Consider the following 12,463-nt stretch of genomic DNA (forward strand, 5'->3'; position numbering starts at 1 on the left):
CTAATCCGTCCCTGGAATATATATCAGCTTATACGACAACGCGGCCTTCGCAAACGTGCTGTAGACGAGGATATGAACTGGACCTGAGACCAGGTTTGTTTGGGATTATGTTCGTTCAGAGATTTTTAAACGCCGAAATGAAGGACCCCGGATCCTCCTTCACCGTGTACGAATACACCCCTTGCTGGGTATGCAGGTACAAGAAACCTCCGCCGTCTCCCATCGGCCGATAGGACAGGTCAAACACCTGCCGGATCGGAAACTCCCGGTATTGGGTTACGATTCGATCCTCGTACAGGAACATCTCCCGCCCTTGCTCTTCCGTTCGTTGTTCAATGCCGTCCACGATTCGGTTGATTTTGTAGTACGGCTGTACGGCTACCCAATTCACAAGCTCCCTCCTTGCTGTCTTCATATTCTCACTTGGAAGATCGCAGGTCTCCCTTCTTCTTCCTGCGGCTCTTCATTCGTTCCAGCAGCTCCAGCGCCCCGATAAAAAGCACGAATACCACGAAGAGTGCGGCGGCACGGCCAGGCTCGATCAGACCGGTAACGGACGCTATAATGCCTGTAATGCCCACAATAATAATACCTAATACAGATAGTTTCCAACCTGTTAACATATGTATGCTCCTATAAGTAAACATAATTGCCGCCCATATGATCGTAGACCTTCATGATCAACAAACTCTCCGGCACACACGGAATGTATCATAAAGAACACCTAATATTCAAGTTATGGCCGCTATAGCCGAATCCAGAATTTCGATTGCCAACCTGCGATACATTTGCAATAATTTACACATGGAGAGAAATGATAGTCCGCCTCCGCATACCAAAATAGACAGGAGGAGCATGTATGAACTCAACAACCTGGATACTGCTCATTGTATTCATCGTGGTGGATGTATGGATTATTTCTTTTTTCGTTAAACGCTCGTTACGCAAACAAAATAGCCAGCTGGTCCCTGATGGAAATAAGCCTCGACGAGGGAAAATACCGGAGCTGCCGCCGATCGTCAAGGCCGGAAGCCCGGCAAGCGAGCTTGTCGGCAGACTGGAGGCCGCGCTGCCCGATACTTATCAGAGCATGCTGAAACAGCGCGTGATGAGTGAGCATCCTGACATGTCCGAACAGGAATATGAATGGAGATGGCAGGAGCTTAAACGTTTCTTTATCATGTGCGCCGTGTTGGACCGCGTACCGATGTTCAGCAAGGACGTCGATGAGGTCTGGCATGAAATGCTGATGTATACATACGAATATCAACAATTCTCGGACCGCTTTCTTGGCCGGATGCTTCACCATGCTCCCAATACCGGTACCGAGCATGTGCCGATTCCGAATGAACGGGCCTGGTTCGATACCGTATATGTGCAATTATTCGGCTGGCATGAATACAGTGCCAAGCTATGGGGGGCTTTCTTCCGCGTCCCGCTGCCGCGTGAAGAGCTGGACATTTGCACCTCCCCCCATTTTGCCGTGAATCATGGCCAGAAGCGTTTTAATGCCTGGACCTATGAGAAGATTCCTTCAGCACGCATGGCCATTGATGCAATGATCCGGGATCTGCAGGATCGGGTCAGAACCGCTCAAACCGAGCCGCGGCGTCAAGAGAAGAGGGTCAACTTTCAGAATAGCGATATGCTCCTGGCAGCGGCCGTCTATTTTGCCTGGAACGCACCGGATCAATTCACTGATCATATGATCCCGGATGAGCGCGAGCTTCATAAAAACAACAGCAGCTCCTCCTGTACCTATGCTTCGGCTTGCGGCTCAGGCGGCTCGGATTCCCATGACGGATCGTCAAACGATGGTTCATCAGGCGGCGGCTCCTCCTGCAGCAGCGGGTCCTCTTGCAGCAGCGGTTCGTCCTGCAGCAGCTGCGGAGGCGGCTGCAGCAGCTAAATACAAATTTAACAAGAGCGCTTGCTTATTAATGAATCGAACAAAAGCATGGACCTGAGAATTCTGGCCCATGCTTTTTTGTTTTATCCAGCGTTCAAACCCCGCCATATACAACTTGGCCTCGTCTTACCTTGATATCGCCAAGCCAGTTAATATTAAGTGACTTCGTATTAACCCAAAACAAATCCGGATGATCCGACACTTGAAAATGCAAATGAGCTTCGGTTGAGTTGCCGGAATTTCCGCATAGACCTATCAGATCACCTGCTTCGACCTCAGAGCCTTCCTTCACGCATACCGATCCCTGCTTTAAATGTGCATATAGGCTATATTCTGAATGTCCATGATCGATGATGACATAGTTACCGACGGGCTTTGTTTCGTTGGTCTCACCCACAGGCTCATTGTCCCTGATGTTATTCTCGATACCCACCACCTTCCCGCGGGCACCAGCAAGAATCTCCTCTCCAAACGCGAAGTAACTCTCATTCATGGCTGGATCTCCTTCATAGGACATGGCGTTCTCCGTCTTGATGACGTCTATTGCGTACCGCTGGCTTTCCTCTGGGTAATGGTAATTATCCATAACATTCTCGCCGCCCCAGAACACATACCATTTTCCCTTAAACGGAACTCGGAAAACCGTGACGGTTTGCTTGGCATCCGATTCAGAAAACCTCTCAATAGGCGATAACATAAGACCTACAATGGTACCCGTTTCATCGATCATCGCTTGAATGCCTTTTTGCCCGCTATCATCCATCCAGTTTATCAATCGGATTTGGTTGAGCGTGTCGTCCAACGTGATATGGAACGTTTTTACGCCTGCCGTATATTCCACTGCCATCGCTTCAAATTGTTCGATCGTTACAAGTAAACGCAAATCCTCTCCGAACAGCTCATACAGCTTGCGATGTTCCCCATTCAACAGGAATCCAGAAACATCTACCATATTCAAACCTCCTTCATATTTCAAATCCAATGTTGTTCATAGTATATCTGACGAAATGAACCTGCATTGAAACAGGAGCTTAACATTGGTTAAACTTTCAGCTCCTGTAGGTACAGATGCCCGGAAAAACACTCTTCCTCTACAACTAAAACAAAGAAGCACCCGAACCCATTCGTCAAGGTTCAGATGCTTCTATTCTTAATATACATACAGCCTATTAATGGTTAGATGTGAGTACCAAGCCGGAACGGGTTTGCGGTCCGACCTTGCGCACGGAAACCTGATTTTGCTCGGCCCAACGCGTGAGACTCCGAATGCCTTCACAATTCTTCTCTTCAAATTTAAAGCAGCAGTACATCGGATTTACGCTCTTATCCTTGAGGCTAATTTGGAAAGCGGCTTTATGGCAACCGGAAACCTTGATTTCGCGGATCTGTTCTGCGTGAATCTCGATGCCGTTGATCGAAATCGTCTCCGAATTCTCCTGAATATTCACTTCCCGCTTCACCAATCTCGCATAACCTTCAATAGCCAGTGCCGCAACGACAACGACATTCACGGCCATCTGCATATAGAAGAAGAAAGGATAGGAATATTCGGTCAAGGTGGCTACCTGAAACAGGATAATGCTAAGGACAAAGGAAAACAAAATAACGTCTTTCATTCTGGTAGAGTAATGGATCGCATATTTCATGATTAATCAGCTCCGTTCAATCTGTAAGGGTTTTCATTCAGCTCTTACCTTATTATAACACCATTGTACATAATTTTGACACATATCATTCACATTTTTGTCAAAAAAATATTTGCCTCGCTCCTTATCCTATGCTTATCCATTTCGCGTCGTGTCGTTCATGGTCCAACCAACCATATAAATACACGGTTTGTTTCCTGACAACAAAAAAGAGCATCCCGCCAGATCCAAGATCCGTTGGGACACCCTTTGCTTCATCACTTTTGTCTTTATTTGGTTAACGCCGTATTGCCTTCCTTTCCCCGAAACCATTTCATTACGACAGATACGGTATCAATAAGGGTAATGATCACAATGATGTAAATGAGGCCATCCCTGGATCGATCCCAAATTGATTTTACGGTCTCATACGCTTCATCCCCCGGTGTTACGAAACCCGCTTGAACGAGCTGATCCATGAATGTCGGATTCCAAATCGTCATATCGGAGAACAGGATCACCGTAACGATAACGGAAGCAACGTTAAATATGACGTGCATGACGGCAATCTGCGGCGTCCACTTTCTTGTGATTAATTTCCTGGCTTCATTGAATATGCTGAAGGCGGTAAGAAGCCATATCAGCGGTAAATATTTGGCAAAGGCAGCCTGTTCAAACACCGGAATGGCGATCGAGTTTTCATCGAATCGGTGAACACCGATCAGGTTAATGGAAAACGTGAACAGGACGAAGAACAGCACGGAAAACAGGATGCCGAGCACCGGCTCGATCGGTTTAATCCGAGCGGCTGGTTCCGGAATTGCAGGCAATTCCGAGGGTTTCCATGGATCATTGGGGACTTGGCGAGCCCCGCGGTATTCGATAAAGGCAAAAATAACGGTAACCCATGCAAATCCGTGGATTCCCACGCTAAGCAGCGAAACAAGAAATTCCAGCAGCTTCTCGGCAGTGTGTTCCGTGCTTGTAAAGAAATCAATGATGTAGACGATGCCAAGAGCAACGGCTATCGAATACAGTACGATCTTCAGGACGGACCAATAGCTGTTAATCAAACCCGGACCTATGAGATACCTTTCCCTTCCTCTGTATCTGGCTGCCATTTCCCCGGGCGGCCCGAGCTCAAGCAGCACCTGCTCCACCTCTTCCAGACTTGCGGCCTCTACGCCGACTCCCCGGTCTTCCAGCATGTCTTCGACGAGTCCTTGAAGCTCCTTCTCAATATCCGCCCGCTGCGATTCCGGCAGCTTCTGGGTCACCGCATAAATATACCTGTTAATAAGATCCATCACCTTAGTCCCCCTTGTCTTTCACAAGTCCCTCCAGACTTGTCATCATATCCTTCCATTCATGGTAGAGCTGCCGATATATATCCTTGCCTGTCTGACTTATGATGTAATATTTTCTGGGCCGGGCTTCATTCGTATCCCACTCGCTGTTAAGCAAGCCTTGTTTCTCCAGCCGACGCAGCAACGGATAGAGCGTACCCGCTTCCACGTTGATCCCCCTCTCCTGCAATATGGTCACCAATGAATATCCATACTGCGGTTCGGACAACTGACTGAGAACACCAAGGATGATCGTACCCCGCCGAAGCTCCTGCACCATACTGTTTAAAATATCCTGATCCTCTGGCATATCATCATCTCCTGGAAATTATTATACTGTACGCCGCACACTAATGTAAATAAACAATTAATAAATTTTTAAAAATATTTTATATAGCCTTATGTTAACGGCTGCCAAGCTTGATGGCTACCATAATTCGAGCATTTCCTTGTACGCAAAAAAGGTTATCCAACGGCCGTGACGGTCCGTAGGATAACCTTCTCTAATTACGCTCACCCATTACCGGGTTCCTGATAATGTTCACTTGCAGGGAATGATAAGCCAACTAGTTCGTTGGCAGCTATATGTTCAGCCGCCTGCCTATCTCGATTTTCTGGGAAAACCGTTCTGGTATTGTGCTGGAATCGCGATCTCCTTCTGAAGCACCGTTGCTGCTTCTAATGTCCAGTACGGATTGCGTAGCATTCCTCTTCCAACAGCAACGAGATCAGCGTCTTCGTTGCCTATTACCGCATTCGCCAAGGCGGGTTCATCCAAACGGCCCACGGCAATGACGGGTGCCTGCAGCGCTTCTTTGATCTGTCTGGCTAGCGGTACTTGGTAGGCAACGTGGGTGCCCGGTCTTCCTTCCGCCGCGATGGGTCCCTCGCCGCCAGCGCTGACATGGAACATGTCAACGCCTGCAGCCTGATATATCTTGGAGAATGCGATGCTCTCTTCGATGCCATAACCATTCGTTACATATTCTCTAGCCGAGATTCGCATGATTAATGGCATGTCCTCAGGCATTTCGCTTTTTGCGGCTTGAATCACTTCTTGGCCGAACTTGGTTAGCTCCTGGCCGTACTCATCCGTTCTCCGGTTGGTCAGTGGAGAATGGAATTGATGAATCAGATAGCCGTGGGCACCATGCAATTCAATTGCGTCAAAACCGGCCTTCACCGCACGGCGCACAGCCACGCGGAATTTTTCCACCATCTGCTTAACTTCTTCGGTTGTGAGTGCCCTTGGCGTTTTCGAGTTCTCATCGAAAGGAATAGCTGATGGGGCAACAGGCGTTTCCGCATCCTCCGCTTTGCGCCCGGCATGCGCAATCTGAATCGCCGCCTTCGCGCCATGCTGGTGTAGCGCTTCAACTATGCGGGCCAATGCGGGAATCTGCTCATCCGACCATAACCCAAGATCATAATCGGAAATACGGCCGTCCGGTTCCACATCCGTCATCTCCACGATAACGAGTCCGGCTCCGCCGATTGCCCGGCTTGTATAATGCAAATAATGCCAATCGGTGGCAATGCCGTCTTTGTTCGTTACAGAGTATTGGCACATCGGGGGCATAACGACCCGATTTTTCAGATCTAACGATTTCAATTTGTATGGACTGAATAAATGTTCCATTCAGAGACACGCTCCCTCTATCCTCATGATATTGATCTCTCTATAAAAAAATGCATGCACATGCATCTAAATTAGCAAAACAAAGACCATTCGTCAAGAATGGCTGTTGAACGATCTAGTTACCCTCGGATATGCTTCAATGCATCTTCCAGACCATGCTTCATTTTAGGCATTGCGAATTGCTGCTCCAGCACGTCTTGGACCGTGTTCTTGGCTTTTTGCAGTTTCTCTTCGCCAATCGGAGTCAGTGACGTGTAGATTCCTCTTCTGTCATCCTCGCATATCGCCCTTTGCATGGCGCCGCAGCCTTTGGCTTCAAAGCGGCTGACCAGTCTCGACATCGCACTCTGGCTTAGCCCCACCATCGTTTGCAGCTGCTGAAGCCTTAACTTTTGCTCGGGAGCCTCGGACAGAAATAACAGCACGTAAAATTCATTCAGCGATAAATCGTGCTTCTGCTGGAGCTTTTGTTCCAGCTCGTTGGAAATCAATGCATGAATCTGCGTCAAGGATAGCCAACTTGTGATGAGTTGTCGCGTTTGATCGGCTGACATAGGGCCTCCACCTGTTCCGGTATATTTCCGCCAGAAGGTTCGTTGTACCATATAGCGGGTCACTGTCAGTTATTAATAATAGCAAGTCCCTGTTTCCGTCGTCAAACCTGCGATGGGGCGTTAGCATACGGAACGGAAATACATGCCAGTCCTCACGCACCGCAAAAGCGTTTAGACTGACACGCTGCCCTGGCTTTTTATCGTTAAACCCGTTACTTAATCTCCTGTGGCTCCTTGCCCAGCAAACCGAGCATTCGAAGTCCGTATTGTATTCCGTCTTGGCCGACATCGCGGGTGACATGCCTGGCCGCCTGCTTCACGATCTCCGGCGCATTGCCCATTGCCACGCCGTGTCCCACGTACGACAGCATCTCCAGATCATTCAGATAATCGCCAAACGCGATGGTATCCTCGAGATCGATGCGCAGCAGCTGAATCAATTGTTTGATTCCTTCGGCTTTGGAGCCCCCTGCCGGTAACACGTCAATTCCATAGGGGCTCCAGCGCACGAAATCGAACCGCCCTTCGAATCTTTTTACGTAATCGGCCTCCTCATCCTCGGTACAGAATACAATGGCTTGATATATATCACGGCCCAAGTAATATTCCGGATCGTATTCCGGGATGGTCAATTTCAGCTCCCCCCAGCTGGAATCGATATGGACATGCTCGGTTACGTTCATCTTCATCGCTTCGCTGCCGGCATAGATAATCGGATGATCCAGCAGAACGGCTTGTTCCGTCAGCTCCTGTAAGGCATCCTCCGCCAGAGGATGACCGTAGATCGGTTTCCCTTCATAAACCACATATTGACCGTTCAAGCAAACATAAGAATCGATGCCGAGCTCTTCCCGCAGCTCTTCAAAATGATAGGGGGCGCGTCCCGTAGCAATGGCTACGATATGGCCGGCCTTCTTTAATTCAGCTATGGACTCCTTCGTTGTCGCCGGAACCTGCTTCTCATGATCCAGCAGCGTACCGTCAATATCAAAAAATAGGATCTTCTTCATCAATAACGCTCGCCTCTCTTTTTCGTATATTCAAGCTTATAAGTGTATTGTAAATGATGAAAAGCATTTCAGAGCAAGCGATAATTTTACCAAGCCTACTGGGACCACGTCCAGTTAACGCCAAAAACGGGCAGGGGAGCACTCTTTTCAAGATATCCATTTTAATGAACAAGAAAGCCGGTCAGCCATGACGATTTACCAGCATCCGGACCAAAAAAGGCCCGCCTGTTCAGGGCAGACCTTTCTCATATGGCTTTATTTCGCTTCCGAGCGGACCTCTTCAAGCATCTTATCATTGAATCCGAACATCCAAGTCAGCACGAACGTAATCGCCATCGCCGTCAGGTTGCACAAAATGTAAAGAGGAAGCTGGCTGTTCAAGTATAACAGCGTGCCCGGGATGACGGTAATGGCCATGCCTGTGGCCTCAAGCTGAAAGATGGAAGCCATGAAACCGCCCACGCCGCCGCCGATCAAGGCGATAACAAACGGTCTGACGTAACGGAGGTTGACCCCGAAGATCGCCGGCTCGGAGATTCCCAGCAAGGCGGAGAATGCCGATGGCAGGGATAATGCCTTGAGCTTTTTATTTCTCGTCTTGAGTCCGACAGCCAGACAAGCTGCACCCTGCGCTGCCATGGCGCTGGTCACGATCGCATTGAACGGATTGCTCCCTGTCTTCTCAAGCAGTTGGATCTCCAGGAAGTTGAAAATATGATGCACGCCGGTGACCACAATGATCTGGTTAAAGAAACCGATGACCAAACCTGCGATACCGAACGGCAGCTCCAGTAGGAACGTCGTCGCGTTCAGAACCACCTCTTCCAGGGAGTGGAACACGGGGCCGATCGCAAACAGGCCGAGGGTTATCATAACGAGCAAGGTTAGAAACGGCGTAACGATCAGATCGATGGCGTCAGGAATGCGTTTTCGCAAAAATCTCTCGAATTTCGCGCCCAGCAGTCCAATGAAGAATGCCGGCAGGACCGAGCCCTGATACCCGACAACCGGAATGAAATCAAAGATCATGAGTGCCTCAGCCGAACCGTTCGCCACGCTGTACGCGTTAGGAAGAGCCGGGTTAACCAACATCAATCCCAGGACGATACCCAGCACGGGGCTGCCTCCGAACACCCTGAATGCGGACCAAGCCACCAAGGCCGGCAAGAAAGCGAAAGCCGTATCCGTCAGTACCTGGGTGAAGAGCAGGAAATTAGCCGAGATATCATCCGGCGTCGCACCGAACCAGGCAAGCACGGTATCCTGGGTCAGCAGCCCCCGTAATCCCATGAACAAGCCAGTGGCGACCAATACCGGGATAATCGGCACAAACACGTCACCGAATGTACGAATCGCCCGCTGAAACGGATTCCCCGACTTTTTCGCCTGAGATTTCAGTTCTTCCTTGCTTGTGCTCTCCATTCCAAGGGATTCGACCGCTTCAAAAATCTGATTGACGGTTCCTGTTCCGAAAATGATCTGGTATTGCCCGGAGTTGAAAAAGGCTCCTTTGACCTTGTCGATCTGCTCGACCTTCTTCTGGTCAATCTTCTTCTGATCATGAACCATGATTCTCAGTCTGGTGGCACAATGGGCAAAGGAAGCGATGTTCTCCCTGCCGCCAATGGCTTCCACTACCTGCCTTGCGATTTCCCGATTATCCGCTGCCATGTTCATTCAGCCCCTTCTTTATCTTTTACGGCTTCGGTCAGATCCCATTTCTCGACCTTCAAGCCGGCACTGCCGTTCTGTACGAAAAATCGAATGTTTCGGCTGTTCCACTTCGGAAAAATTCTGCTTGTAAACACCTCTTCGCCATCGTTGATGAACAGCTCGACCGAAGAAATGTCCACGAACAGATGAAATTTGATCGAATTTCTTTCGGTTGGCAGCATACAGGATCGTTCCGCTCCGTAATCACTGACAATCGTTGCACCCGAAGAAGAGCGATCCAGCGTAACCTTCCGTTTGCCGGATTCATATCGAATAACGGTTCGTTCCCCTTCGCCAGCCCGAAATTCAATGCCAACGACGTCCGCCTCGATGGCTTGGAACTCGCATACCATTTCGAATGCGGTTCCTTGAACCCCCTCGTAAGTCTTCACTTCGCTGTGAAGCGTATCCTCTGCCTGAGCGGCATGATCGCGGAGCGCCTGAAGCTCGGGAACCGGCTGTTGAATCAGCCTGCCTTCACGGAACGTAAGCATACGCGGAAGCGTCAAACAATGGGCCCAGCCATGCGAATCGGTGGGATACCCGATATCCGGCAAACCCATCCAGCCCACCATGATGCGCCGGTCTTTCTCATCCAGCATGGTCTGCGGCGCGTAGAAATCAAACCCTCTGTCCAGCTCGCAAAAAGGACCGTGATCAAACTCCAGCGTATCCCTATTGAGCGGCTTGCCTGAAATATAGCCGGATTGGTAAATGTTTCGAAAATGATCGTCCTCCGGAAGCAGCCCTTGCGGGGAAAACAGTAGCACGCCCTGGCCTTCCAATTCAAAATAGTCGGGGCATTCCCACATATAGCCGAAATGCTCAAGACGGGTTTGTATCTCCCCCTTGAATTCCCAAACCAACAGATCCGAGGATTCATAGACGACAGCCGCACCTGTCTGATTAACCCTTTGGGCACCGATGACGAACCGGTACTTGTCTTTGTCTTGCCATACTTTCGGATCCCGGAAGTGTTCGGTATATCCGTCCGGCACATGGTCAATCAGCGGCTTATCGAGCTTCGTGATGGATCCGTCGCGGTCCATCACAGCCATGCATTGATACGATTGCCTGTTCCATTTCTCATCCCGGGCATTCCCGGTATACATTAGGCATAGTTTGCCGTCTTTCACGATACCGCTGCCCGAATAAGCGCCATAAGCATCATGCGGGTGACCGGGTTCAATAGCGATGCCTTGGTTCTGCCAAAACACCAGGTCTTTCGAGGAAGTATGGTACCAGTATTTCAAGCCGTGAAACGTGCCCAGAGGAAACCATTGGTAAAACAAGTGATACTCTCCGTTGTAATAAGAAAATCCATTGGGATCATTCATCAGGCCCATGATGGGCTGTACGTGAAATTTCTGCCTCCATTCGCTTAATCGCACTTTCTTCCTTAAGGAGGAAAGCTCTTCGGGAGAAGCCTGATCCAGGCGTCGGTATTTCAGTTCTCTGTCCATATCTCTTCTCCTTATAAATGGTCTTGCCGAAAAATCAAACAGATCATGCTGCGCGTGCACGCGAATAAATTCAACTGCGGTGGAACCGGTTCCAATCATAGGTAAAAATAATGAACTCAGTTCCAATACCAAGCAAGCACTCGGATTGGAACCGGTTCCGTTATTTGAAGTATAAAATACCTAATTCAGATTGTCAACGCTTTCCCGATGAATCATCTCGCAATTCATGACCGTCAGGAAATCCACTGGCTCGTCGTTGACCAGCTTCATAATATGCTGTGCCGCGAGGTGGCCCGCTTGGAAATATCCATATTTCACCGTTGTTAACCCGGGATGAATCACCTCGGTTACGTCGTAACCGCCAAATCCGGTAACGGAAAGTTCGTCGGGAATAGAGATGCCTTTCATGTGCGCCGCTTTCATCACGCCCAGCGCTATGTTGTCCGTGGCGCAGACCACGGCCGTTGGCAATGTTTGGTTCAACTCAAAAAGGGAGCATGCCGTCTTAACACCATCCGACATCTTGAATCCACTCTCGTAGAGAACCGCTTCCGCCTCATCATACTCGCTTACCGCTTTGAGGAACCCTTCCTTCCGCTTGACTCCGACGGCTACGTCCTTTTCCGTCACCCCGATATAGGCAATTTGACGATGTCCCATCGACAGCACGTACCGGCCCATGTCATAGCCTGCGGCATAATCGTTATAGATCATGCTGTGGACATGGTTATGCTGTTGTCCGAGCAGAATGACCGGAATGCCGATCTCTTGAATCGCGGCAAGATGGGTTTCCGTCACCTGCGTGGCGAACAGAATAATGCCTGATATTTTTTGTCTGGCGAGATCATACAGCGCTTCGATCTCCCTGGATAAATCCTGGCTTGCGTTGATGATCAGAAGCTGATATCCGTGTTTTCTTAATTCTTCGTCCATGCCGGCGACAGTCTGCGATGCGGAGAAGGAGTCCAGACGCGGCATAATGGTGCCGATCATGCTCGTTTTTTTCGCTTTGAGGCTTTGCGCAAAAGAATTCGGGATATAGCCGGTTTCCTGAATAACCTGTTCAATCTTGCGGCGTGTCGCATGACTGACGGATCCTCCGTTCAAGAAACGGGAGACCGTGCTTTTGGCAACTCCGGCTTTGTGGGCAATATCGGCGATCGTGTTCTTCATGCCAAGATCTCCGGAACCGTTAGCAGCGCTG

General features: G+C 49.5%; 13 protein-coding genes. 1 reads left to right on the plus strand and 12 read right to left on the minus strand.

Annotated elements, in window-relative coordinates; all coding sequences use genetic code 11:
• Positions 1–115: 115 nt before the first annotated feature.
• Positions 116–391 carry a hypothetical protein gene (locus M1D70_RS18810; RefSeq protein ID WP_009592441.1) on the minus strand — a complete coding sequence of 92 codons (276 nt, stop codon included), beginning with the start codon at positions 389–391 and terminating at the stop codon, positions 116–118.
• A 28-nt stretch (positions 392–419) separates the two neighbouring features.
• A complete protein-coding gene (locus tag M1D70_RS18815) occupies positions 420–623 on the minus strand; it encodes a hypothetical protein (protein ID WP_456287651.1) in 204 nt (67 codons plus the stop codon).
• Between the two features lie 236 nt (positions 624–859).
• Here M1D70_RS18815 and M1D70_RS18820 point away from each other — a divergent pair, with 236 nt between their 5' ends.
• The gene (locus tag M1D70_RS18820) at positions 860–1,909 is read left to right on the plus strand and encodes a hypothetical protein (RefSeq protein WP_456287652.1); all 1,050 of its coding nucleotides are present in this window, start codon (positions 860–862) and stop codon (positions 1,907–1,909) included.
• 94 nt (positions 1,910–2,003) lie between these two features.
• Here the strand turns inward: M1D70_RS18820 and M1D70_RS18825 are convergent, their stop codons facing one another.
• The 10 genes from M1D70_RS18825 to M1D70_RS18870 all read right to left on the minus strand — a co-directional run bounded on the left by M1D70_RS18825 (position 2,004) and on the right by M1D70_RS18870 (position 12,432).
• Positions 2,004–2,861, minus strand: coding sequence for a M23 family metallopeptidase (locus tag M1D70_RS18825; protein WP_456287653.1), 858 nt, complete (start codon positions 2,859–2,861; stop codon positions 2,004–2,006).
• A 217-nt stretch (positions 2,862–3,078) separates the two neighbouring features.
• The gene (locus M1D70_RS18830) at positions 3,079–3,555 is read right to left on the minus strand and encodes a hypothetical protein (protein WP_456287654.1); all 477 of its coding nucleotides are present in this window, start codon (positions 3,553–3,555) and stop codon (positions 3,079–3,081) included.
• Between the two features lie 269 nt (positions 3,556–3,824).
• Positions 3,825–4,841 (minus strand): hypothetical protein, encoded by a 1,017-nt coding sequence (locus M1D70_RS18835; RefSeq protein ID WP_456287655.1) that lies wholly within the window; start codon positions 4,839–4,841, stop codon positions 3,825–3,827.
• Positions 4,842–4,845: 4 nt separating this feature from the next.
• Positions 4,846–5,190, minus strand: coding sequence for a PadR family transcriptional regulator (locus M1D70_RS18840; RefSeq protein WP_009592377.1), 345 nt, complete (start codon positions 5,188–5,190; stop codon positions 4,846–4,848).
• Between the two features lie 291 nt (positions 5,191–5,481).
• Positions 5,482–6,519 carry an NADH:flavin oxidoreductase/NADH oxidase gene (locus M1D70_RS18845; protein ID WP_456287656.1) on the minus strand — a complete coding sequence of 346 codons (1,038 nt, stop codon included), beginning with the start codon at positions 6,517–6,519 and terminating at the stop codon, positions 5,482–5,484.
• A 119-nt stretch (positions 6,520–6,638) separates the two neighbouring features.
• Positions 6,639–7,073, minus strand: a complete 435-nt coding sequence (locus M1D70_RS18850; protein WP_009592361.1) for a MarR family winged helix-turn-helix transcriptional regulator — start codon at positions 7,071–7,073, stop codon at positions 6,639–6,641.
• Positions 7,074–7,285: 212 nt separating this feature from the next.
• On the minus strand, positions 7,286–8,086 hold the full coding sequence (locus tag M1D70_RS18855; protein ID WP_456287657.1) for a Cof-type HAD-IIB family hydrolase: 801 nt from the start codon (positions 8,084–8,086) through the stop codon (positions 7,286–7,288).
• 252 nt (positions 8,087–8,338) lie between these two features.
• Complete coding sequence (locus tag M1D70_RS18860) at positions 8,339–9,760, minus strand: sucrose-specific PTS transporter subunit IIBC (RefSeq protein WP_009592374.1); 1,422 nt, start codon at positions 9,758–9,760, stop codon at positions 8,339–8,341.
• Positions 9,757–11,259 carry a glycoside hydrolase family 32 protein gene (locus M1D70_RS18865; RefSeq protein WP_456287658.1) on the minus strand — a complete coding sequence of 501 codons (1,503 nt, stop codon included), beginning with the start codon at positions 11,257–11,259 and terminating at the stop codon, positions 9,757–9,759. The genes M1D70_RS18860 and M1D70_RS18865 overlap by 4 nt, the downstream gene beginning before the upstream one ends.
• A 180-nt stretch (positions 11,260–11,439) precedes the next feature.
• On the minus strand, positions 11,440–12,432 hold the full coding sequence (locus M1D70_RS18870) for a LacI family DNA-binding transcriptional regulator (protein ID WP_145037833.1): 993 nt from the start codon (positions 12,430–12,432) through the stop codon (positions 11,440–11,442).
• Positions 12,433–12,463: the final 31 nt, after the last annotated feature.

This window comes from Paenibacillus sp. AK002 (assembly GCF_053903045.1).